Annotated in this window: 18 protein-coding genes and 1 pseudogene; 6 read left to right on the top strand and 13 right to left on the bottom strand. The window is 36.7% G+C overall.

Features of this window, described 5'->3' with window-relative positions; genetic code table 11:
• The 5 genes and pseudogenes from VJ937_RS11075 to VJ937_RS11055 form a co-directional block, all read right to left on the bottom strand.
• Positions 1–189 (bottom strand): annotated as a pseudogene (locus VJ937_RS11075) (ABC transporter ATP-binding protein); the annotation flags it as partial.
• Positions 190–252: 63 nt separating this feature from the next.
• Entirely contained in the window at positions 253–1,464 is a 1,212-nt protein-coding gene (locus tag VJ937_RS11070; RefSeq protein WP_324067064.1) for a hypothetical protein, read from the bottom strand.
• 987 nt (positions 1,465–2,451) lie between these two features.
• Complete coding sequence (locus VJ937_RS11065) at positions 2,452–4,089, bottom strand: DUF4836 family protein (protein WP_324067062.1); 1,638 nt, start codon at positions 4,087–4,089, stop codon at positions 2,452–2,454.
• Between the two features lie 127 nt (positions 4,090–4,216).
• Positions 4,217–6,232, bottom strand: coding sequence for a peptidase U32 family protein (locus tag VJ937_RS11060; RefSeq protein WP_324067060.1), 2,016 nt, complete (start codon positions 6,230–6,232; stop codon positions 4,217–4,219).
• Positions 6,232–6,423, bottom strand: a complete 192-nt coding sequence (locus VJ937_RS11055) for a DUF6485 family protein (protein WP_057951722.1) — start codon at positions 6,421–6,423, stop codon at positions 6,232–6,234. The genes VJ937_RS11060 and VJ937_RS11055 overlap by 1 nt, the downstream gene beginning before the upstream one ends.
• 73 nt (positions 6,424–6,496) lie before the next feature.
• Between VJ937_RS11055 and VJ937_RS11050 the strand changes: the two genes are divergently transcribed.
• The 4 genes from VJ937_RS11050 (at position 6,497) to VJ937_RS11035 (ending at position 12,756) form a co-directional block, all read left to right on the top strand.
• A complete protein-coding gene (locus tag VJ937_RS11050; RefSeq protein ID WP_157754526.1) occupies positions 6,497–7,036 on the top strand; it encodes an outer membrane beta-barrel protein in 540 nt (179 codons plus the stop codon).
• A 225-nt stretch (positions 7,037–7,261) separates the two neighbouring features.
• On the top strand, positions 7,262–7,468 hold the full coding sequence (locus VJ937_RS11045) for a hypothetical protein (protein WP_324067056.1): 207 nt from the start codon (positions 7,262–7,264) through the stop codon (positions 7,466–7,468).
• Positions 7,469–7,539: 71 nt separating this feature from the next.
• Entirely contained in the window at positions 7,540–8,907 is a 1,368-nt protein-coding gene (locus VJ937_RS11040; protein WP_324067054.1) for an NAD-dependent succinate-semialdehyde dehydrogenase, read from the top strand.
• A gap of 81 nt (positions 8,908–8,988) precedes the next feature.
• Positions 8,989–12,756: a SpoIIE family protein phosphatase gene (locus VJ937_RS11035; protein ID WP_324067052.1), complete on the top strand. Its 3,768-nt coding sequence runs from the start codon at positions 8,989–8,991 to the stop codon at positions 12,754–12,756.
• A gap of 312 nt (positions 12,757–13,068) precedes the next feature.
• Here VJ937_RS11035 and VJ937_RS11030 read toward each other — a convergent pair whose 3' ends face one another.
• The 5 genes from VJ937_RS11030 to VJ937_RS11005 all read right to left on the bottom strand — a co-directional run bounded on the left by VJ937_RS11030 (position 13,069) and on the right by VJ937_RS11005 (position 20,017).
• Positions 13,069–14,880: a hypothetical protein gene (locus VJ937_RS11030; protein WP_324067050.1), complete on the bottom strand. Its 1,812-nt coding sequence runs from the start codon at positions 14,878–14,880 to the stop codon at positions 13,069–13,071.
• On the bottom strand, positions 14,858–15,226 hold the full coding sequence (locus VJ937_RS11025) for a hypothetical protein (protein WP_324067048.1): 369 nt from the start codon (positions 15,224–15,226) through the stop codon (positions 14,858–14,860). Before VJ937_RS11025 ends, VJ937_RS11030 begins: the two co-directional genes overlap by 23 nt.
• A 261-nt stretch (positions 15,227–15,487) precedes the next feature.
• Complete coding sequence (locus tag VJ937_RS11015) at positions 15,488–17,410, bottom strand: hypothetical protein (protein ID WP_324067046.1); 1,923 nt, start codon at positions 17,408–17,410, stop codon at positions 15,488–15,490.
• Between the two features lie 122 nt (positions 17,411–17,532).
• Positions 17,533–19,788 (bottom strand): S41 family peptidase, encoded by a 2,256-nt coding sequence (locus VJ937_RS11010; RefSeq protein ID WP_324067043.1) that lies wholly within the window; start codon positions 19,786–19,788, stop codon positions 17,533–17,535.
• Positions 19,789–19,792: 4 nt separating this feature from the next.
• Positions 19,793–20,017, bottom strand: coding sequence for a hypothetical protein (locus VJ937_RS11005; RefSeq protein ID WP_324067041.1), 225 nt, complete (start codon positions 20,015–20,017; stop codon positions 19,793–19,795).
• A gap of 325 nt (positions 20,018–20,342) precedes the next feature.
• On the opposite strand from VJ937_RS11005, the gene VJ937_RS11000 reads away from it, so the two are divergent.
• Positions 20,343–22,961, top strand: coding sequence for a hypothetical protein (locus VJ937_RS11000; protein WP_324067039.1), 2,619 nt, complete (start codon positions 20,343–20,345; stop codon positions 22,959–22,961).
• A 207-nt stretch (positions 22,962–23,168) separates the two neighbouring features.
• On the opposite strand, the gene VJ937_RS10995 is transcribed toward VJ937_RS11000, so the two are convergent.
• From VJ937_RS10995 to VJ937_RS10985, 3 genes are all read right to left on the bottom strand, one after another.
• Positions 23,169–23,453: a Dabb family protein gene (locus VJ937_RS10995; RefSeq protein ID WP_324067037.1), complete on the bottom strand. Its 285-nt coding sequence runs from the start codon at positions 23,451–23,453 to the stop codon at positions 23,169–23,171.
• Between the two features lie 10 nt (positions 23,454–23,463).
• Positions 23,464–23,967, bottom strand: coding sequence for a 6,7-dimethyl-8-ribityllumazine synthase (gene ribH / locus VJ937_RS10990; protein ID WP_324067035.1), 504 nt, complete (start codon positions 23,965–23,967; stop codon positions 23,464–23,466).
• A 77-nt stretch (positions 23,968–24,044) separates the two neighbouring features.
• Positions 24,045–24,743 (bottom strand): tetratricopeptide repeat protein, encoded by a 699-nt coding sequence (locus VJ937_RS10985; RefSeq protein WP_057951703.1) that lies wholly within the window; start codon positions 24,741–24,743, stop codon positions 24,045–24,047.
• A gap of 309 nt (positions 24,744–25,052) precedes the next feature.
• Between VJ937_RS10985 and recF the strand changes: the two genes are divergently transcribed.
• Positions 25,053–25,617 (top strand): DNA replication/repair protein RecF (gene recF, locus VJ937_RS10980; RefSeq protein ID WP_324067033.1); only part of this gene is annotated, 565 nt, incomplete at its 3' end.

The raw sequence follows: 25,617 nt of genomic DNA, 5'->3' as shown, positions 1-25,617 counted from the left end.
TCCGGAAAGGCCCATTACAACGAAAATTTCGCCGTCTTTTATATCAAGGCTGGCATCGTATACACCTACTGTACATCCTGTTTTATCCAGAATATCGGCTTTAGAATAACCATCGTTTAGTAATTTGAGCGCTTCTTTTTTTCGCTTTCCGAAAATGACATTCAAATTCTTTACTTGTATGTCACTCATATTTTAAGTATTAGTAATGAAAATTAGTTCCCGGAAAACAATCCGGGAACTAATTTACGTTTTTTAGAAGTAATATCCAATATTAATGTTGAAACGCTTATTCCATTCTGGATCTTCAACACCTTGTCCCAGACCTAATCCAAAACTGTCTGTTAACCATGGTTGGTTTTTACCCATTGCATAGTCTACATAAGTATAAATGCTACCTGCCGTAATTAGGAATCCAGGCACTAAATGCTGAGTATCATAGAAGTCTTCATTAGCTTTGTCAATCAGGGTAAAGTCAACATAAGGTTGGATGTTGGTAATTGGACCCCATTCAACAGGAATACTGTAAGCTAAGCCAGCTACGTACATATTAGCTTCTGTTGCAACGTTATATGATGATCCATATGCACCCATCTGTACTATATCCAGATCCTGATCTGTATCACTTTTGGCACCGTAATTATAATTTACGAATTCCCCTTTGAAATTAAAGTTTCCAAAGTTAGCCACAACGTGTCCTGCAATTGCCATTGACATTTCTGAATCATCTAAGGTTGAGTTGTAAGTTTGTCCAAATTGTCCAGAAGCACCAATTTCGATGTCTTCGGTAATATGGTATGCAGCGCGCACGTTAAATTGGTTAAGCTCACGTATTGAGGCTGTAACAGTATCAACCATACCTGTTCCATCATTTACAACTCCTCCTGAACCAGGTGTGATATCGTATGAATACCGACCGGCACCTGGTCCTGTCCAGTTTACACCACCACTTGCTGGGCCTTGTGGTTCTGCCTGACGGTAGTAAGCTACAGCAAGATCAAGGTTTTCTACAAAATTCAAATCAAATTTGATACCCATGTCATAGTCATCCTCAAGACCTACATAGTAAGGTCCCTGGAACCACCATGAGTGTGAAGCGAATTTGGTGATACCAAATGGTACCTGACTTACACCAAGTTTCATGTAAGCTACATCATTAAAATTGTAGCCTATCCAACCGTGGTGCATAAAATGTGTGGCAAAAGTTGGGTAAAAGCGATACTCAAAACTTAGATCGAGTCCTTTCATGGTTCCGTCAACGTTTAATCGCCAGGTATCCCAAGTGGCTGATGTACTAAGTGTTGTAGGGTCACTTTCATAATCAGTACTGATGATGTTGTAACGTACAGCACCACCGATTTTGAATCCGTCCTTTTTCTCTTCTTCCTGTGCTACAGCAGAAGATGAAAAGGCTGTGAATAAAATCAAAAAAATACCTAAAAATTGAACAATGTTCATTTTCTTCATAATAAATTGATTTTTAGTTTATAAAAATTAAAAAAATAGTGTTTCTGTCTGGTTCACGTTATGGCAACAAGTTGATAAGGTGAATGTTCAAAAAAGTCATAAGTGTGTTGCCAGCTTGAACAGGAATTTATGAATAAATTCCAGTACAACTATCTGAATGTTGTCTATGCAAGTATTTCGTATTGTCATACGCGCTGCAAAAGTATGTAAAAAGGATGGAATAGCCAAAATCCTATTGCTTTTCTATGGTTTTGTCCCTGAAAAATGGGATAAAGCTTTAAAAAGAGCATTTGTAAAAAAACGTGTTTTGCAATATTGGCCGTGTGTGTTTTTTGTTTAATGATGTCTACAAGCATATCTTTGAAAAGATGAAACCTCCATGCTTAAACATTTAAACACACTTCGCCTTCGCAAAGCTTCGGCGAAGCAAGGCACGAGCATGATTAAATGTAAAAACAGAAGTAAAAAACTGTAAAACAGGAAATAAGAGGTTCTATCCCGATTGGCATCGGGACAGGTAATGACCATTGAACCGAACGAAGTGAGCTCATGGGCTTGCGAATAAAATTAAATTTAAACACATGAATACTTTTTTCTGATAGCATCAATGCATTATTGAAATAAAATTAATACCCGAATATATGTAGTGAAATCAATAATGGTAATAGAAAATAACGACTTGAAGGCCTATAGCTAAATGAAAGCATTACTTTTTATGGATTTTTGTATAAAAAGAAACGAGAGGAAACAAAAATTTCCTCTCGCACCGTTATTAACCCTTAAAACCATGACGACAGTATAAAACTGTCGATTAAAAACCCACTACAAATATACAATAATTTAACCAATTTTAACAAATTCATAAGATTTTTTGTCAATCAGGTAGTTTTACCCGCTATTCATTTGGTCATAAAAAAAAGCGACACTCAATGCGTGTCGCCTTTTATAGATATATTTATTAGCTTAAATATTTTTATATGTTCATATTTATTCTTGAATAACTTCGGCTAATTTATCCTCTTTTTCCTCTTCTTTCTTATCCATTTTCATACGTTGTTCATCAATTATTTGCATAATGGTGTGGAGCGCATTCCCATCGTTGTTCTTCATTAAAAACTCCATTTTACCTTCTCCTATATTTTCTTCATAAACCTGCATCTGTTTGGTATAGTTTGTAACAGATCTGAAGTTTTCAAATTCAGCATTACTCATATTTTTTTCCATCATATCTTTCAAGCCATCCGGATATTGGTCCCAGTCCATGTTCATATACATAAATGTACTATGATTGAAAATGTCGGCCAACTCAGTTTTTCCGACGTTTTCTTCTAAGCCCCCATCTGTAGCAGCTTTAATTACGTTTTTATCATTTGTTACAATCAGGTTATTGTTGTACAATCCAAAATATACATAGAAACCAGCAAATTTGCCCCTGTAATAGGTGTTCATTTCTTCGAACAGGCCTTTGGGAAGCATATTATTAACGATTTGGTCATAAACATCGCTGTTGTTCATTGATACAATTGCAGATGCATAAGGCATTACATTTTGGTTTTGAGCGCCCGGGCTTGTTGTTTCAGCCTCATCGGGAAGCATGAATCCGTGCATGGCAACTATAATATCACCCTTCAGGCTATTTACAACTTTCTCTGCGCTTAGTGGTGCATTTTTGTTGGCCTGGTCGAGCATATTTTTGTATGATGGTATATCATTTAGCCATTTGTAGATGGCATCGGGGTTAAGTCCGAAACCAATTGTGGCATAATTATCTTTTGGTAAATAATTGAGTAACTCGGTATTAAATTTACGTGAAAAGTCATAATCATCCAGAATAGCCTGAATTTCTTCATTAAAGGTCCATTTTGCTGTACTAAATATACCCTCATCCTCAAAATTCATATGCGCATGTAAGTAATTGCCTTCTGTTTCAAAAGGTATCTGGGTTTTGATCATTGCTGTTTGGGGTGTTTGGGGTAAAGCATCACTTGCCAGCCAGAAATTAAAATCCTTTTTATCTGCTTTAAACTTTTTGAAGTCACTATGCGATAAAATTGCGTCTTCTGTAGTTTGGTTCATTAAGGTTTTTATGTAGCTAAATAGCTCGTCTTCACCTGAGCCTTCATGAGCAACCATGAGCATTTTCTCATTATCGTAGGCAATCATCATGTTTTTTTCAGTGGCATAGCTTAGGCCTTTCTTTTTAGTGATGACCATTTCGCTTTTAGTTTTCTCCAGAATATTGGTGATGAAAGTCTCGAAATCTTCACTGTTACGAATAGACATGGTAACACCCATGTGGGGGTTCGAATTGAGGTCTTCGGCAAACATAAACATATCTTCACGGTACCGAATGCCTGTTTTTAGCGGGTTGCTTATTATTTCTGAGAGATAACTGTGCAATTCGGGATTTTCCTCTTGCAGCTTTTTCATCATATCATTGTAAAAAGCATATTGGTCCAAATCGTAAAGTTGTGCTTTTTTGGCGGTACTAAGCAAGTCTACAGAGCCCACCAAATTAGCTGTAGAGGGAATCGTTTTCAAATGCTGATCTGGTTTTGAGCAGGAATTGAACATCCCGAACAGGCTTATTATCAATACAACTAAAATTAAGTTTTTTGTTTTCATTGCAGTAAATTTTTGAGTTCTATTTGTTATAAAATTACGTAAATTATGAGGTTATGCAAAATTTGGATTTTGTAGATTAATAAAATAGGTCCTTCTCTTTATTTGATTCTTTTATTTTAAATGATTTTTAAACCAGCCCGTTTTTAAGGTTGAAGCTGTAGGCGGGTTGTATTTGTTCAGAAAATTTAACCCGTTTTAAAACTGTTTTCCAGCGGTTCTGTGATGGTTTTTCGAAACTAAAATCAACCAGAAAATTATTAAAACCCTGTTTCCTAAATTCATTGACCTGGTGTGTAAATGATACCGGTTGTTCCGGATAAATATAATTAAGGTTATCGCGTTTTATATAATTGAGTTGCATATTTGGGTTGTAGTCGTCAAATACGGGCTTCCGGGAATCAATTTTGACCGGCATACGCGAGAAAAATAAGGGTGGCCTGAAGTATACGGGTATTATTCCATCTGAGAATGAGTAGTTTTTAATATTGTCCATGTCGTTTTCAAATGGCAGGGTATACTTGTTTATTTTTTCACTTTTAAGCACATGTATAACAGCATCATTAAATGCATAAACCTGCTCGTTGGTCATGAGGAAATCTTTCGGATTGAAAAACAATTGTTGGGAAAGATGACTAAGGGCAAATTTTTTAATGCCTTTACTTTTTAGGTTATTAATAAGCTCCTTCCATTTGCTTATTCCATCTTCGGGAATAAACGCTGGTAATTCAATAATAATTTTATGCAGGTTCTTTTTTATAAATGGAACCTCTGTGCGCAGCTGTCCATATTGCTTCAATGGTAATTTTAGCAGTAATCCTTCAATGTCGTTAAATTGTATTTTTTTAATCCAATCAAGGTCATTGATTCTTACAAAAATATTATCTCTGTTGCTCCTGGTATTCTTTCTTTTTTTATCCTTTATTTCATCAGCTATCTGAGCTTTATTTTTTTTACTAATGGGTTTTGAGTTGAATTCTGCAGCAGGTACATCGATAGATTTTATTTTTTTCTCTTTTTGCGATGCCAAAAATACTTTGTCCCCCTTTGCAAATTTTCCGCGTGCTGTTTTTAAAATGCTGTAGCCATTGTCAATGGCCTCATGTTTATTTATTTTAAAAGCTGTTTGTGTTCCATCCTGGTGCACGATTCTTAAGCGGTCTCCTTTCTCCAGTTTTGTGCTTGTATGTATAGTCAGGTACTCAGTATCATTTTTAATAATGTGTCCCAAATTATAGCCTGTGGCAGTGCGGCTGGTAATAGCATCTGATACATCACCGCCCGCAAAGTAGCCTGTTTTATCTCTGCCCATATCCATTTCAAGTAGTTTAAGGGCTTCGTTCCGTTTTGAAGGGTCATTTAGCAATATTTTGTATGCTTTTGCTACATTAAACACATAATTTGCTGATTTTAAGCGGCCTTCTATTTTTAACGAATGAATGTTTAATTGTTTGAGTTGTTCTATGTTATTTTCCGACTGAAGATCCTTTAAACTAAACGGGGTTGATTTTTGAGGCGTATGGAAAATTCTGCGACATGGTTGCTTGCATAGCCCACGATTAGCACCCTGTCCTCCTGTAAAACTGCTGAACAGACACATACCCGAAAAAGAGTAGCAGAGGGCTCCATGAATGAATACTTCTGTCTGAACTTCGGTATTTTGTGTAATACGTTTCAATTCGGGCATGGTAAGTTCTCTTGCCAAAATTACCCGCTGAAAGTCTAGTTTTTTTGCATGATTTGTACCCAAATGGTTATGATTTCCCATTTGTGTGCTGGCATGTACTTTTAATTTAGGAAAATATTTTTTTACAATGTAATATACACCCCAGTCCTGTATAATGAGGGCATCGGGTCGTAGTTGATTTAAATGATGAAGTGTTTCTATAAGATCCTCAATTTCAGTGTTTTTTATAACTGTATTGAGTGTGACATAAATCTTTACTTTGTATTGTCGGCCTATTTCGAGGGCAGTAGCAAGTTCCTGCCACGAAAAGTTTTGAGCGCGCCCACGGGCATTAAATTGTTTAATGCCAAGGTATACGGCATCGGCGCCGCCAACAATAGCAGCTTTAAAGTTTTCCATGTTTCCTGCCGGCAGCAAGAGTTCCGGTTTTACTGGGTTATTTTTTGATTTGTCTTGCATTAATTTTTCGATATTTCCAGGTAATATTCAATGCTGCGGTTATAGGTTTTTTCTGCATCAGCTGGAAAATAACATGCCGGCAGTTCACCTTTTTTTCTGTGGTGGGCTATGCATTCGCAACAAAGTCCTTTTCGACTGCAGGGGTAAGTGCAATTACACATACCCAGGTTTTCGTTTTTCTTACAATCCATACACAATTATTTACGTTACTTACAAGTTACAAATATGTAAAATAATTTACCTTTGCCCGAAAAAAAATACCATATGAGAAAACTTATTATATTGATGATAGTGTCGGCTTTCGCAATTTCTGCTAATGCACAGTCATCATTGCCGCGGGGATCAAAAGTACCCCGGGAAGGGAATATTTATATGAATTTTGGTTTTGGTGTTTCCTCCTGGGGAGTACCTTTTTATGCAGGCGCTGAGGTTATGGTCCATGACGAGGTTTCAGTAGGTGGTGCCTTCAGTTATCGCAGTCAATCGGAAACCTTTGGCGGAGATACCTGGCAACACAGGGCTTTTACAATTGCTGCAAGGGGAAACTATCACTTTAATAACTTATTGAAAATCAGAGCTCCTTTTCTGTTCTATGCTGGAGCATCATTGGGGTTTATCTCTGTCAATACAGTTTTGAAATCAGATAACGATGGCATAAACTACGATGGAGCAAGGGGCTCGGGCCTTTATTTTGGGATACAAACCGGTGGTAGCTACTTTTTCAACGACCATTGGGCTGCCAATGCTGAGTTGGGCATTGGTAATGTAATGGGGCTTAAGCTTGGAGCAACTTATTTGTTTTAATTTTTTTGCACAAAAACATATTACCATTTGTTTTTATATTTGAAATATTTTTAACTTGCGTTGGTAATTATTATTTTAAAGCCTGTTAAAGTAGTACCAATAAAACCCGTGATAGAATAAACATACTCGTGTAAGCAAATAGCTAATTAAAACTGAATAAAACCTTTTTTTTAACGTTCCTTAAAAGAGGACACACTATCAGATCTTATAAAACTAAAATGTAAAATGAAACGACAAGATTCACTTCGCCGTAAAGCCGAGGCAGAGTTTGATCGGGATAAAAAAATTAGAGATCCCCGAAAGAGTAAAAAGAAACCAAGTCGTAAAGTTTATCAGGAAATTGAAGAGTGGGATGATTATGAAGAAGAATTAGCAAGATTACGACAAAAAGAGTCATTGGAAGATTACTTCGATGATGAAAGCGAAGATTAAAATTAGGAGGGGGATTTGTTTCCCCCTCTTTTATTTATTACCTTGTATCTTTATCACTAAAATTTTTTCTTATGACATTAAAAAGTATCAATCCATACGATGGAAGTCTTATAGCTTCATATGATCAGGTTTCAGAAGACAAACTCGAAGAATTGCTTGATAAATCTGCATATCAGTGGGTTGAGTGGAGGGCAACACCCTTTAATAAGCGTAAATCGCTATTGGAAGAGACTGCTAAAATACTACGTGAGCGAAAGGAACAATATGCTTCACTTATTACCCGTGAAATTGGCAAAGCCATTAACGAATCAAGGGGCGAAATAGAAAAATGTGCCTGGGTATGCGAGTATTATGCAGAAAATGCTCAACGCTTTTTAATATCAGAAGAAGTTGCCACAGAATATTCAAAAGCTCAAATTGATTACCAACCGTTAGGTCCGATTTTGGCTGTAATGCCGTGGAATTTCCCTTTTTGGCAGGTTTTTAGGTTTGCAGCACCTAATTTAATGGCAGGAAACGTGGCCATACTCAAACATGCAAGTAATGCTACCGGTTGCTCGCTGGCCATTCAGCAATTGTTTCTCGATGCCGGTTTTCCTGAAGGTACTTTTTTAAGTTTATTGTTAAGAGGCAGTGAGACTTCTAAACTTATTAGTGATTCGCGTATTGCCGGAGTTACCTTAACTGGTAGTACGCTTGCCGGTAAGGCTGTTGCAGAAGCTGCCGGGAAAAGTATTAAGAAATCTGTGTTGGAACTGGGTGGTAGCGATCCTTACCTTATTCTGGAAGATGCAGACATCGACCTTGCTGTAGAAAAATGTGTAGCAGGTCGCCTGATGAATGCCGGTCAGAGTTGCATCGGGGCCAAGCGATTTATTGTTGTTGCATCGGTATATGACAAATTTATTAAGAAATTCATTGCCAAAATGAAAATGGCTAAAGTTGGCGATCCCACAGAAGACGATACCCATGTTGGGCCATTAGCCAGTAAGCAATTTCGCGAAGAGTTGCATTTTCAGGTTGAAAAAAGTATTGAAAAAGGAGCTGTGCTTGAACTGGGAGGTGAAGTTCCTGAAGGGAAAGGTGCTTTTTATCCGCCAACCGTTCTGAGTAATGTCAGCAAAGGAATGCCCGCCTATGATGAGGAACTTTTTGGGCCAGTAGCATCGGTAATTATGGTCGATGATGAAGATGCAGCTATTGAAGTGGCTAATGACACCAATTTTGGATTAGGTGCAGCTGTTTTTACAACTGACCTCAAACGTGGTGAGCGCATAGCCAGTGATTCTATAAGAGCAGGGGCTGTTTTTGTAAATGATTTTGTTAAAAGCGATCCAAGGCTACCTTTCGGGGGTATTAAAGAGAGCGGATACGGACGCGAATTGTCATTATATGGCATCCGGGAATTCATGAATGTAAAAACAATTGTTGTTTCCTAATATAATGCACCAAGAGTAATTTTTTCCATTATAAAAAAAGTTGCTTTATTGCATTACTTGGTGTAATTTTCACTTGTTAAAATGAAGCCAGGAATCGTAATAATAATACTGCTGTTTATTACCACCTCGTTGTTTGGTCAAAATGTTCGTTTTGAACAGATTACGAATGAGAGTGGTAGGTCTTTGGGTTTTGTGTCGGGCATGGTGCAGGATAGCACTGGTTTTATGTGGTTAGCTACACGCAACGGCCTTTACCGCTACGACGGCTACTCCTACAGACTATTCAGGCACGACAGAAAAGACTCCACATCTATTCCATACAACGATTTAACTTATTTGTATCTGGATCAGGATGAGCATATCTGGTTGCGCCATTATAACCGCCTTTTCGCTTTTCAAAATGAACAATTAACCGGCAAGTTTCCGTACGTGACGGAAAATACTTTCGACATTAATACCCGAATTTTACAGGATAAATTTAAAAACTATTGGATCGGGCCGGTGCAAGACCAGCTTATACGTTACCGCAGTGAGCAGGAGGTAGATACCTTTACATTGGCGCAACAGCTTATTCATCCGGGCGTAATAAAGTGGTTGAAACAAAATGAACCGGAAAGCATAATTACCAATCAACAGAAAATAGAAGTTGTTGAAAAACAGCAATTTTTAATTGTCTCTTGTGGAGAGGGCTCCGATGGTAATTTTTATGATTATGGCACAATTCTGCGAGGTAACGATACCATTTATAATGCAAAAAACAGCTTTCATCCGATTCAGAAAGGGAGCCTTTTCAGACTTTCCACAAGGCTTGTAGAGCTTGAAGCCGGGGTTTATACCATTCATTTCGAATCAGATGGTTCCAACTCTTTCGAGGATACTGAAAATCCACTTTCCGGCTATGGTGTTGCCATTTTTCCGGTTAATTACGAAAGTGAGATAGCTAAATTGTCACAGGTAGCATATTATCCGGAAAAGGCTATCCATGCTGCAGCCATTAAAGATTTGTATGTCAATAATGAGGGCTTTTTTACCCTGCTTACTGAAAATGGTATTCATGTGTTTAGTGGTGAGCGCTGGGAGAGTATCGACATCGATTTCAGGAAAAAAGTGCATCCTGATATTATTGAAGATGGTTACAATATGCCGCTTATTCAGAGTGCCAATGGAAATTACTGGATTGGAACACGCAATGGTTTAATACAGGTATTCGCAAATGGCAGGTCAAAAGAACACGCTTTTTTCAATGCTCCGGTTAGATTGTTTAATATACAGGAAGATCATAAAGGTCGAATATGGTTGGCCACTTCAAACGGTTTGCATGCATACTCCCCTGCAACCAAAAATGTGGTGAGCTACAGGCAAAACAATAAAAACAGGCTTTACAGTAATAATGTGCGTAACATACTCGAAGACCGTTCTCACAATCTTTGGATAGCAACTAAAGAAGGCCTTAACAGGATACGCCCACCGTGGTTTCACTATGCTGATTTGGGCATGAACAATTATGCGCCATTCCCGATTCTTAAAATTTCAGATAATCAGTTTTTAACCGCCGGTAAAACAGGCATGTTGCATTACTTTTCATCTAATGAAAATAAAAATAAAACCATCGAAATACCACAGGAAATTTTTCCCGCAGATGATTTTACCGGTGAACCTGAGTATGATGTCACAGACATGATGCTTGCAGGAAACCGTATGTATATGACTTTTTCTGACCGTGTGGCGGTTTTTTCTTACCCTGCATTAGAATTAATTCGTTACAGGGAACTGCCCGAACTAAAAGTGGGCGGCCAGTCTATCGATAACCATGCGCTTTACCTGGTAAAGCATGGTGACCGGGTATGGGTAATTGCTGTGGATGCGATTTATGCTTATGACAAGGAACTTCTGGGGCTTCAGGATAGCCTTACGTTTGGCGTGAATTATTCTTCTGTTTTTGATGTCGACAACCGTTTTGTAAAAGACCTCGATCCCTGGCAGGACCACTTCCTATTGAGAACTTCGCGAAACATTCTTCTGTTTAACCCGGATGAAAAGTCGCTGACCAAACTTTTTGCATTCCCGGAGTCCATAAGACAAACCTCACAAGCCAATGGCGATTGCTTTATTGACTCATCAAAAAGTGCTTTGTGGTTTGCTGTAATACCCGATATTTACCGTATGTCGCTTAGTGACTATAAAGTTGATACTTTTAACGTAGAAATAGAAGCGGATTTAGGCGATTATTATACCAAAGTTACCGATACACTTGTGTGGGTTGCCTCAAACAATGGACTCATTAAGTTTAATCCACAAACCAATGATTTTGTGCGCTACAATTCAAGTGATGGTCTTGCAGCCAATAATGTAAACGGGGTATACACCGATATTTATCAAAATTTGTGGATTACCAGTCTCAAAGGATTGACAAAAATGAATGTCGTTGATGAGCAAACAGAGACCTATTTTCGCAGCGATGATTTTCATGAGCTACATTTTCTGAAAAAACATTACCGTCATCCAGATTTTGATCATCATTTATTGTTGCCCACTACATCAGGCTATATGCAATTTAACCCTGATTCGCTTAATCCGTTTAAACCTCCTTTAGCGATCAGCAATATTTACCTTTTCGGTAAAAAAGCGAGTTTTGATAGTCTGGCGCATCAAAAGGAGCATATTGAGTTACAGCATAATGAGAATTTTATCACTTTTGAGTTAGCTTCATTGGATTATACCGAACCATCGAAGAATATGTTCCGGTATAAAATGAAAAACTTTAATGATCAGTGGATCTATACCGATGCCAATAACCGCAAAGCGCCATACACAGGTTTGCCTCCGGGCGATTACGTGTTCGTTGCGCAGGGAACCAACAACGACGGTGTTTGGAGTGATCCATTGAGTATAACCGTGATTATTCATCCACCATGGTACCGGACAACCGTGGCATACATAAGTTATGTGATTTTCATTATTCTTTCCATTGTGTTTTATATTCGTTACCGGGAGCGTAAATTAAAGCACGAGAAAAAAGTACTTGAACAGAAGGTACGTGAAAGAACTGCAGAAATAAGCCGGCAGCGCGATAAAATTGCAGCACAAAATAAAGACATTACCGATAGCATTCATTATGCAAGCCGCATACAATCGGCACTGCTGCCCAGCGATGAGTTTGCTAAATCGGTACTGGACAGCTATTTCATTTTGTTCAAACCACGCGATATTGTAAGTGGCGACTATTATTGGCTCACACAAATAGGCAATAAAACCATTGTGGTGGCAGCAGATTGTACGGGCCACGGTGTGCCGGGCGCATTTATGAGCATGTTGGGTGTGGCGTTTCTGAATGAGATTGTGGTACGTGATAAAACATTAACCACCAACGCAATTCTTGATCGCCTGCGTGAATATGTAATAAAATCGCTTAAGCAAACAGGTGAGGAGGGTGGCTCCAAAGATGGAATGGATATCGCACTTACAATCATCAATCACGATACACTTGAGGCTGAATTCTCAGGAGCATACAATCCCCTTTATGTGTTGCGCGATGGCGAAATTGAGACCATTAAGGCCGATCGAATGCCCATTGGCTACCATATTAAAGTTGATACCCCGTTTACGCGCAAAGAAGTGAAACTGCAGAAAGGCGACCGCTTATACATGTTTTCTGACGGCTACCCCGACCAGTTTGGCGGAGAAGATGGCCGCAAATACATGTCAAAACGGTTCAAACGCAAAATTATCGAAACAGGCACGTTATCAATGAGCGAGCAAAAAGCAGCCCTTGACCAATCAATTGAAGAATGGAAAGGCGACCGCTACGAGCAAATCGATGATATCATTGTGATCGGGGTGCAGATATAATCCATTTTAACTGAATTACAATCAGGGTTTATAACTTTTTAATTGGTATACTTTACTTAAAAGTGCTACTAATTAAGGGAAGCTTTCAAGACCCACCGCCTATAGTTTTACGGCGGGCAGGTGGAACTCGCCATAAATCAAATCATTGCCACATATGTTTTTTAGTTATCATGTACGTGCTTTGCTTCACCGTCCAAGATCGCTGAAGGTATAGCGGAAGCGAAAGCTATGCAAAGGCGAAGCCTTGCTCTGCCGAAGCTACGCGAAGGCAAAGTGTGTTCTGCCAGCCGGCGGATCATGGCTCGGTTCATATTATTTATTTATAAAATATTTCAAATTCTTTTCTTGAGTCTCAGATAACTTTTCTTGTTGCTTAATTCTTCTTATCATTTTATACCCAATAGTTTTTATAGGTTTTATGGTTTTTATTTTAATTTCATTATTATGCTCATACATTATTTTAACTGGATTGGCATTTGGTGGGTATATTAGTTTTTTCTGAACTTCTTCTTTTTCCACATTTTCTTGGGCAAGCTTCAATAGTCGAATTTTTTTATTTTTTAAATCAGCATTTTCATTAAACTGTATAAAAAAGCTGTTATCCTTTTCATAATATTTTAAAATAAAGTGTTGATTGAAAACACTTTCTACCCATGGCTTTTGTTCATCCGAATAATAGTATCCTATTTGCTGTAAAGATTCATTTAGAAGTGAAAGTAATCCGCTATTAAAAATACTTGTATCTATATTATTTAATTTACTGGCCTTTAGGAAATCTCTTATAAATTCTTTTTCATTGAAGATTCTTCCATTTTGAGCTATATAATCAGATATTGCTACTATTAAATCCTTGCGTCCATTTGTTGTAATCGATATTTCTAAATCCATGCAAAAAGCGATTAGTCCACCCTTATTGTAAAAATCTTGAAAACTACTAAAATCTTCAGTATTAAGAATATCCTGACTGGTATTTAATAAATTTTTATTGTATTCTTGAGAATTAGAATCAACATAAGAATACATCATTGACAGATATTCAATAAACCTATTTAAACTTATTAAGTTTGCATCAAGGTTTGCTTTTAATGCTAAATATTCAGTTAGACCTTCATAAAGCCAAAGGTGTTTCGAGGAGAAATTATTATAAAGCTGTCTTTCTAAAGTATCACTACAGAAGTATAAAGGACTAATTTTGTGTAGATATTCATGAGCACTAATATGTTGTATTGTCTTCGATAAAAATGCGGTATCCCAGTTTGAGGGGAAACAATAGGTTGAGCTATTTTTTTGCTCTAAAGCAGCATATCGTTCAAAGCGATCACTAAAAATAAATATAAACCTATAAGGAATTGTGTCATTTTTAACAATCGAAGTATAATCAGACAAGACCTTTGTGAGTGGACTTATCCATCTTTTAATTAGTAATGATGTAATGTTTTTATTGTCAGAGTATACTTGTATGCTAGCTTTGAAGTCATTTTTGTTAATGAATGTAGTATCGCAATTACAGTAAACATGTGGATTCTCAACCATAGCTGCATAATTATTGTAATTATACTGATACCTTTTTAAAAGCTTGCTACTTCTATTTATGTAATCATTATTATTGTTTTTCTGTGATATTTGAATATTTAGTATGTATTTGTTTTTTCTGTATCCATCTATATAACCTAAAAATGAAACTGGGTTTATTATAGTATATTCATCTGTCGAAATATATTTTGTTAGAACATCATAAACACTTTTGCAACTAGCTTTATTTATATAATATTCGATTTTTTTAAGCTTTTTAGAATTTGGAATTAAAAAAGCATAATTGTTTATATTTTCAGTAGCTAATATATGGTTATCTTGAGCATAGCAGTGAAAACCCTTTATTGATTGTGTAATATCATTGAATCTATATGTCCCCGGAATAACTCTGGGTATTATAAATTTCGCTGAATCCTCTAAAAGTTTATCAAATGTATATCTGATCAATATGGAATCACTATTATTATCTTGAATTGATATTTGAATAGGTTCATCTTTTTGTTCATTTAATACTTTAGAATGAGAATCTTCCTGGCAATTTGCGAAAATGTAAATAGAAAATATCAACTCAATGATTAAGAAAAGGCGCATATTTTGAATTTATTAATTTTAAGTTCATAATTTGAAATTGGGGGACAAAGAAATGAAGGATGAACAAATCCATTATGTTTATCTGCTGAGATATTAAGTAATTGTTTAGAACATCCAAAAAGTTCTCAAGAGAAGGATCTTTTTGCAAATCAGACTTTAATGAAATAAATAATTCATCTAGGTCAATGTTGTTTTCTTTAGTATAAATTGCAAGCTCAATAGACTTCTCTTTTAATACTTTGTATAGGTAATCAAAATCTTTACTGTAATTTACCCTTTCTGATTGACAAAAAATAAAGGAAGTGAAACAAAAAATACAAACTAAAATACTACTTAATTTTTTCATGATGGTGCAATTTTATAAATCTTTCTTAATGTGACAATACTCAATTTCCACTTTCACCCGGTAGCGCGGATTAGGACCCGATGGCCTCGGCCGCATCGCTAATGCCCTACAAACTTACGCCCTCGCGGGTAATATGGCTTTTTTTGCGCAGCGAAGGCAGGCTATAGTGTTTGCCGTGGTATGCCGCCACTTCCGATAAAACGGAATGGGGCCGCAGTCCATGGCGTCGGGTTGGGTATAAATTTGAGATTTCAGCATAGATTATTCTATCGCATTTATTATTTGACTATAAGGAATAATTATGCTTTTATCGAATGAGCAAAGATCAAAATAGATACCAAGGGATGATAATCTGTCCGATCTGCTGTTATAATTGTACTTATTTACCAACTTTTTCCAGTAAATGCAATCAAATTTAAATGGGTTTCCATTAAGCTGACAGCCCAAAAGCATCATGTCTTTTAGTATTGATGTGATACCCGGAAAGATGCTAAACTTGTTAAATTTTGAATTATTTAACTCATAATAATCTTTTGCTTTTTTTATAAGTCTTCTATATCCTCGACCCATACTTTTATGATGTCTTGAATTTAGGTTCAAATTTTCGAAACTATAGCCTAGACTTAAGAGTCTTACCGAATACACCTTATTTTTTGTATCAAGATTAATTTTATCCAAATAATAATATATATTTAAGGAATCTTGTGTGTTTTTTTTGAAGTGATTTGAGCCTCCAAATATATATAACTTGTTTATATTTTTGTTTTTATTATTTCGTCTGAATAATAATATATTTTCTATATATTTTTTATTCCTAATCTTACTAAAACCCTTAAAACCTGAATTGTTATGAGCTTTATAGGATAATAATGTTGCTTCCAGGTTGCTTAGAATATTTTCAAAATCATTTCTCTTTAAAAATCCAATATGATCAATTTGAGTGCTATTTATAACTTTCTCTGCATTAATAATGAACGAATCAAGCTGTTGTAAGTTGCTTATTTGAAAATCTGGGGAGAAAATTGAATCTTTTGTACATTCTAATAACAATGGCAAAAGAACATGGTTAACTAAATTTTTGTACTGATGCTCAATATCGATGCACCCAAGGTTCAAGGGTTTCGATTTATGTGTCTTATTCCATCGTTTTATATGTTTTATCAGTTCAAATCCCTCCTGGGAATGAACGACATGACTAATATACTTCTCATAAAATGAAGCTGAATCATTTCCGGACAAAGTTAAAAAGTGTTCAATTATAGGAGTTTTTGAATATGGCTTTTCGAGTAAAATATACGGAAAAGAATCAATGCTGTTTAAGTAGAAAAAGATCCTGTTTCTCAGATTAATGTTCGATTTAAAATAATGGTTTTCTCCAATACATATTACTTCATTTTCTCTAGCAATGGATCCCAACCATTCTAAATCTTTTGTATTGTCGAAGTTTCTATTAATATCATTATCAATTAATCTTTCTACTTCATTTTTTTCTAATTTTTTGGCTTTAATATCATCGCATAACGGCAATAAAAACAAATTGGCATCTTTTACTTTCTTAAATTTCTTATTGTTTTTAATTTTATCATCTGTCTTTTTAGACAAAATCAGGCTGTTATTTCTTAAATTGTAGAAACCTTGAAATATTACTGATGTATCATTTTTTACAGCTAATTGATTCCCGAAACCAATTCCTTTTAATGACGGAAGGGTGTTTCCTTTGGGAAAAGAGAATATTAAACATCCTCTTTGCGGATTTTTGGGGTTAAACCAGCTGCTAATTGCAGAATTGCCTCTAAGAATATCATCATTTATTGGAAGGTCATTGATGAAATGGTTGCACCATTTATTGATCGTTGCATTTCCAAATACTATTAATTCATTGGATTTAACAAATTCATTTCCTATGGCTTCTTCACCTATTAAAACAATATTGTGATTTGAGAATTGATTCACAAATTCATCTAACTCATTTGCAAGACCAGTATTACTTATTGAATCAGGATAAATAAATACAATAGTGTCGTTATGCGTAAAATGAGAAAATATACTATGTGGAAAAAAATCATTGTAGTTGTCAAGATATCTGTTGTTTAACTCTATCTGTCCAGGTGAGTTAAAGCTGAAAAAAATGAGAGGAAGAAATAGGCAACACCTAAAATTAACCGTTAAGTTGCTTGTAATCATAATACAATTCTAAAAATTTGTTTATGTTTCCTTTGTAATAAAAACATTCGTCGTAGTTTGTGTTTTCGAAATGGTTTTTAACAATCTGATTTGAGTATAAAAAATATCGCTTCAGATAGGCTTTATTCTGCTATAATAATTTTGCTTAGAAACTCCACGGCCTTTTCCAACTGCAAGTCACGACCTTCTCGAAATGCCTCAACTGTTTGTTTGACCTCTATATCGGGTAAAACACCACGTGCGAAATGTTGAGTGCCATCGGGGAATTCTACCTTTAAACCGGTAAATACAAGCTTGCCAACAGGAAGTCCAATCATATTTATATTTCCGTTGGTTCCTGCCGTGGGCTGGCCGATAATGGTGCCCAATCCATAATGTTTGACCCAGAGCATTATTGATTCAGCATAACTTATTGCCATTGCATTTGTCAAAAAAACAACGGGTTGTTTAAATTGCACTTCATTAGGCTTCAGGTTCCATCCGGTATTATTATAATTTACATCTTTTCTGTCAGGGTAAATCGTTTGGGGCATGTAATATGGTTTAATTGTATCTTCAAGCGGCATCAAATTTCTTATGATTGTGTAGGCTGCACTTCCAGGATAGTTTCTCAAATCAAAAATAAGCGCGCTACTACTTTTTAGTTTTTCCAAATGCTTTATATAAATATCTTCGGGTAAAGTTCCCATGTTACAATACGTAATACCGTTTTTAAGCGACCTGAACCGGGGAAGCGAATCATTGGGATTATTAAAAAGCGGAGTTTTGCGTTTAAAGCGTAGATAGAATGACTGAGTGCGCTCCTGAGGAGTTTTTATAGTCAATTCAATGCTGTCATTGTATGCTCCCTTAAGCGTATACATTTCCATTTTATAATTATGAAATCCCTCGGTGGGCGCGGGTACCAAAGGACCAATTTTATTGAAATAGGCTTTTGCTGGTTGTCCCGCAATTTTGTTTACAATGCTCCCCTTTGGTATATCAACTTGATAATGAGAGCTAATAATAACAAGTTGATCCTCGATCCACTGCCAACGTATCGGTAAAAAATAGTCTCTCTCATCATAAAGGCTTTTGATTGTGAGGTGACCATCTTTTGTTTTACTCATGAGTCTTCTAAATTCCTTCAATGCCTGCTGGTTCGATTGGGTGTTGTATAGCGACATTATACCGGGAATCAATTCATTTTTCCACTGCACATCAAGTTCTTCATGATATGGAAAAAAGTGCTGGAATACATTCCATGCGATGGTATAAGATCCTAACCAGTTGTAGGGATGTGTATATTCTACCTTTTCAATCGCCTCTTTCAGCTTCAATAATTCTCCGCTGTCTAAAATCGGGTAAGTGTTGTTTTCATTTGTATGTAAAACAATTGGAAGTTTTATTCTTAACCCCTTAGTTATTTGTTTTTGAAGAATATCATATTCGCCGGGAGTTTCGGCAAATAATGAATCAGTTTTTTTTATTCTTATACAAAAATTATCCTTATTAGTGTCTTTTATTAATAGGCGCTTGATGTTACTTTTGTAATAATCATATTTTCCACTGCCCACTTGTTTGTTTTTGTTTAAATAATTGCTGAAACTTCCATTTTCTATAGGGTAAGTTTTCCATACTTCATCTTCGAGGTACTCAATTTTAATATTATCAATAAACACGGGGTTCAATCCATTCTGTTGAAAAGCTATAATAAAAGTATTTTTGTTTGAAGTAGCGAAATCTTCTATTTTTATCTTAGTCCATTCACTACTTTGATATTGGTTGTGGTTAATTATATTTGGATTAAGAATAAATTCTTGAATTTTGTGAAAGTTTATGAAGCCGAAATAAGCTTTAAAGTTATCTATTGATTTTGCATCAAAAGATAGCCTTACGCGTGCATAATTTGCGATAATTGGGAGCTTGTCCAGGTATAATAAATCTGGTTTTCCTTGCAATAAACTGTTTTTACGGTTTACCCTGATACTACGATATGAATTTGACGCTTTTCCAAGATATACTCCAAAATGTTGCCAATAGGTCTTATCGAATTTTTTGTGATTTTTTGGCTTGTAATTTATCGTTTGAGTTGCTTTTTCACCCACCAGCATAATACTCAATGTAGGAGCAATTGGCCGAAATAATTTGAGCAATGAATCTCTCAAAGCCTGGTCATTCGGCGCATTTTCGACTTTCTTTACGCCGTAAACGGCAAATTTTTTCCAGTCAATTTTCTGTGCCTCGTCACTGGGGTGGAACCATCGCACATATCCGTAAAGTTTAGTGAAAGCAGAGATGTTCTTTACTTTCCTCTGTTTGTTTATATTGGTATAACAGGAATAAAACAACAAAAATGGTAATAAAACAATCAATAGGCGAAAAATGCTTTGCTTCATTTGTTTAAGTTTTTAATAATGGGTGAGGTAATTCACCTTCTACCACTTTGTAAGTGTCTGTTGAGTGGGAATAGCAAACTTTTTCAAAATCCATTTTTTCCAGGTAGGCAATCCAATTAGTGATAGTGCGTTCGCTAACCTGAAATATTTCCGCCACCTGGTAACGCAGTCCGGTGTGCTCCATGGCTATTAGCTGGGCAAGCTTTTGCAGTTGGGTAATGTTTTGCATGTGTGCTGTTTTGTTTTTGTTATTTGCTTATAAAAATGTGAAAATTTTCATTAATGTCCAAAGCAATTGTATAAACGGTAGGTTTTATTTCATATTCGGTTAGTGTGTGTTCTATATCCGGAAATTTTCTGGTTGAGATATTTATTGCACAGGTGTTGTTTTAATTATTTTAAAACATCTACTTTGCGGTTGGTTCATATCTTGACTAGCGATAAATTTTCTGTTAACGAAATTAAAAAACCGCTTTTTATTCCGTTTACTTATGCAATAAGTATTAAATTGCGTTGAGCATTTTTGCTTTTTGTAGAATCAAAACCATAGTATCATGAAAAGTATTGCAGGTCTTATAATAATGTTATTGCTCGCATCTGTTACATTTGCCCAGGTAGATGAGGATTGGGAAGCGTATAAGGAGCAACAGGAGAAGCGCGAACAGCAATATTTTAAGCAGCAAGACGAATTGCTTGCAAAGTATGCTGAACAAATGGACAAATATATCGAGAAACTTGACAAAGAATGGCAGGATTATCTCGAGAAAAAATTCAAAGAGTTTGAACTATACAAGGAATCGCAACCTGATATAGGACCCAAACCCGAAGAAATGCCTAAAGCTGAAGATAATGCCGAGGCTAAAGAAGAGTCTGTGGAATATAAAGAGGTTAAGCAGCTGCAGAAAAAGCCTGCCGAGGTGGAAAAACCTATTTTGCAAAAAACCGCCCCAAAAGATTTTGCCACTTCGAGCCAATACTTTGACTTTTATGGAACAGATATTTCAATGGACTACGATCGCAGTTTTTTAAACGATTTTCCAGATAATATCTCAGAGCAGGTTATTTCTCAAAAATACGGGGAGATGTCCAAAACTAACTACAATCATTTGCTCGAGCAACTTACGACCACCAGCAATGAAATGAATTTGAATGACTGGGGATATTATTTGCTCTTAAAAAACGCTAGTGAACAAATTGCCGGCGATGATGCAGGTGCTGTGTTTTTGCAATGGTTCCTCTTAATTAAATCTAATTACCGGGCCAGAATTGCTTACAAAGGGGATAATTTATATCTGCTGATTCCGGCTGCAAATAATATTTACGATGTGCCGTTCTTTACTTTTAATGGTATTAAATACTATTTGATTAATGGCGACCGCGCCAATGTGCTTACTTACGACAAGGATTTTCCCGAAGCAACAAAAATTTTTGATCTTAATATAGATCGGCCACTAAACACAGAACTCGACGAGGCAGCCCGCAAAGTTAGCTTTACCTATATTGGCGACCCTTTTGAATTTGAGGTAGCATACAACAAAAATGTAATTGATTACTACAACGATTTCCCGCTTTCAGATGCTACTGTCTATTTTGATGCAACAGTAGCCGGCAATACAAAGCAATCGCTTAAAGAAGGTTTACAACCCATTATTGCAGATAAGTCTGAGAAAGAAGCTGCTTCAATTTTACTGCGTTTCGTACAAACAGCTTTCGATTATAAAACCGACCAGGAGCAATTTGGTAAAGAAAAATTCTTTTTTGCCGATGAGCTGTTTAATTATCCCTATTCCGACTGCGAAGACCGCTCGGTACTGTTTGCTTACCTGGTAAAAGAGTTGATGCAACTTGATGTAGTAGGTGTAGGATATTCAGGCCACATGGCAACAGCCGTAAAATTTAATGAAGATATTGAAGGGAATTTCATCAATTACAAAGATGAAAAATATACCATTTGCGACCCCACATACATCAATGCACCTATTGGTATGACCATGCCTCAGTATGCCGGCACACCAGCTGAAATATTCCAGTTGCGTAACAAATTAAACGAAGCCTATGCCGAACGCGAAATATGGGGTATAGTGATGGATATGGGCGGCTACCGTGGCAACAATACCGGAGATATCATCACAGATGAACAGGGAAATATTTATCTTACCGGGTATTTTTCAGGAACACTTAAATTTGGTCGTTATGAGTTAAACTCCGAAGATGGCAGTAGAGATATGTTTGTACTAAAGGTCGATAAGGACCTGAATATACACTGGGCTCAAAGTTTTGGAGGTGAAGGTACCGAGACAGGATATGGAATAGCACAGGCACCTAATGGTGATGTTGTTGTTACTGGTTCATTTGATGAAAGTTTTAATTTTGGTTACAAGTATTTAAAAGCCAAAGAAATGCCAGATGTGCTTGTTGCACGCATTAAACCAAATGGCGACCTGGTTTGGGCGCAACAGGTTGGACTGGAAGAAATTGGACTACAACGAGGGTTCATGTTTACGAGTGAATTTGAGTATGATGGCGATCCTGTTGGTAACCAAATTTTTAAAGAGGCCGAGCAATTCCAGGATTTTGGACTGGCTATAAACGAAGAAGGTAATATTTATGTCACCGGGGCTCCCTATGAAATGGCTGGGTTGGGTGTGCAAACTGCATCCTACGATGCCGGTGCTTCATTCTCTGCACCTGAAGTGTTAATAGAAGAAAACAGTAAATTACTTGAAAAAGATTATAACCCGGCCATTGCTGGTTTGTTTGCTGTAATTAAATTGTTGAATAATAGCAGTATTGCATTACCAGGAGAGGAGGCTCAGCGTACACTCGATAAATATAATCCGGAGTTTAAAAAGCGTTCACCACATATTTATAAAAGTATTGGACGCATCCAGTTTATTAAAAACTCTGAGGGAATTGTTACGATCAAAACCGATAACCAGGGCGAAGTATCATTCAAAACCCTGAAAGTAAACAACAATGCCCGTTTTAAAGTATCGGCATACAATTCAGGCAACAGCCAAATTGATGTACTGGGTGGTGTCAGCATTGGTAAAAGTATCATATGGTACGACCTTAATGCTGTAAAACTTTATAAAACCGGCGACATGATTATGGACTACGATGTGGACCATACACGTATCCGCATGGGAATTGAAAAAGATATTTTGAGATAAATCTTATTCAAAAAAAATGATGGCGCATATGCTTACGGGCTATGCGCCATTTTTATATTCAGCATTCGAAATATCATTTATTTCGCATTCTAATATTATTAAACTAACTTTTTTTTAATGCCCGGTAGGGCGGATAAATCGGTAAAATTATCCCAAAGAAAAACCCCCGAAAATAATCCGGGGGTTACCTTTGAGAAGTTATAGCGATTAGTATTCAATGTCAACCACTCGCCTTTCGTATCGAAAATTTTTAATGTTTTCTATAAATTCCATATGTGCCGGATGTGTGCGATAGGCCTTCAGCGCCTCCTTGTCTTTAAACTCTGCTATAAGCACCACATCGGCCTGTTCTTTTTGGTCGATGCCATTAGCTCCGCAATTAAAAGAAATTATCTGCGGGATCTGATCAGGAAGTTCGGCTAATTTCTCGAGAAAAATTTTAATATTTTCTTTTTTCGAACGACCATCCGCCTGCTCATGAAGCCGCCACATGACCACATGTTTAATCATTCTTTTGGTTGATTTCATGTTTCAGGGCTACCATCTTGATGGCTGCTCCGGCTGCCTCGTCACCTTTATTACCATGTTTACCACCTGCCCGGTCAAGCGCTTGCTGTTGGTTTTCGGTCGTCAATACACCAAATCCAACCGGGATATTATATTTGAGGCTCACTTCATTGGTTCCTTCTGTAACAGCCTTACAAACATAATCGAAATGGCGGGTTTCCCCCTGAATTACACAACCCAATACGATGATAGCATCCACATCTGTATATTCAGCCATGTACTGTGCTCCCAGAGATAGTTCATAACTACCCGGGACATACTTGTATAAAATATCTTCAGGGTTAACACCATGGGCCAGTAAGGTTTCTTTGGCTGCTTTACCCATCGATTCTGTTACTTCGGGGTTCCACTCGGCAACGAGTATTCCGAATTTATAACCTGTAGCATTTGGAATGGGCTGCATTGCCGTATCGGAAAGGTTTTTTAATGATGTAGCCATATGCGAAGTTTTATAAGTGTTCCGAATAAAAAAGGAGGTATTGATCAACACCTCCTTTTGCTTCTTTTAGCCCCTGACTATGAATTCATCATAGCTTTTGTGCGGCTTATATATTTTTCAATACTTCTGTATTCGCGACTTTCTGGGAAGTTTTTTTCAATGCGTTCGTATAATTCAAGTGCTTTTTCATATTGCCCTTCAGTGTAATACACTTGCGCTGCCTTCATTAGGTAAATTGGCGATGTAAACTTATTTTTAAATACAGAAGCTGCTTCTTCGTAGTATTTTGCACCTTCGAGGTTTTCGCCCATTTCTACCATAGCATCTCCAATGGCGCCCTTTGAGGTTACCCTGGTCATTATATCATCAGCAGAATACGATTTTAAGTAATCAACAGCTTCTGCAAAGTTGCCCATATGAAGGTAACAAATACCTGCATAATATTCAGCCAGATTTCCCGAAGGTGTTGATCCATATTCGTCAATAATGTCAAGGAAACCATAGTTGTTTCCATCACCATTCAGTGCCAGGTTAAATGAATCGCGCTGGAAATATTGTTCCGCCGGAAAAATCATTTCCTGTGCTTCCATTGTTTTTGGTTGCATTATATATTTCTGATATCCCCAGTATCCCAGTACCAGGAGGGCGACCACTACAGCTACAGTGGTAATTGTTTTTTGATTTTTCTCAATGAAATGCTCTGTGCGACTCAACGCCTGTTCAACATTCTCAAATGTTGTTTCCTGGGCTTGATTTTGTTCCTTCTTTTTTGACATCTTCCTTACAGATTTTTCTATTAATTCCCCGCAAAATTAAGCGAAATTATTTCATCGGCAAATAAATTTTCAAGCTGTTACCCAAAATCCGTAAGAAATAGAAATTGAAAATTGCTGTATTCTTGCGAATTCGACTAAGCAAACCATCGTGTTTGATCTCAATACTTCACTCAAACAGGTGATTTCCTAAGTCGGGGTTAACCTAAATACGGCAAGGATTTTCATCTTGAAAAATTAAATCCTTGCGGAATTTAGCTGTTAAACGATTGTGGGTAAGTTTTCTGTTTTTTATACAAAATCTAAGAGGCAATGATTAATTTTGTATCCATGTATTTGAACAAGCTTACACTGTTGAATTTTAAAAATTATGAGTCTGCTGAGCTGGATTTATCTCCCGCAATCAATTGTTTTGTAGGTGATAACGGAGCAGGAAAAACGAATTTACTCGAGGCGGTTTACTATTTATCTTATTGTAAAAGTTGTTTCAATATTGCTGATCAGCAAAATATTAGGAAGGACGACCATTTTTTTATGATTGATGGTGTATTTAATATTCGTGACGAAGAAGAAAAAATAGTTTGTGGTGTACAGGAAGGCCGTAAAAAGAAATTTAGCCGGAATAAAAAAGAGTATCCGCGATTGTCTGACCATATTGGAATGATTCCTGTTGTACTGATTACACCAAGCGATACGCAGCTCATTCATGATGGCAGCGAAGAGCGCAGAAGGCTGGTTAATACCTTGATTTCTACGCACGATCGCAGCTATTTACAAAAATTAATCGATTACAACAAGGCACTGGAGCAGCGTAACCGCTTACTCAAGACATTTGCAGAGCAAAATTATTGGGACGAACCTTCGCTTGAGATGTGGG

It is taken from the genome of Salinivirga sp. (genome assembly GCF_035268865.1).
GTDB lineage: Bacteria > Bacteroidota > Bacteroidia > Bacteroidales > Salinivirgaceae > Salinivirga.
Note: the sequence above shows the minus strand (reverse complement) of the source record. Positions and strands in the feature narration are given on the sequence as shown.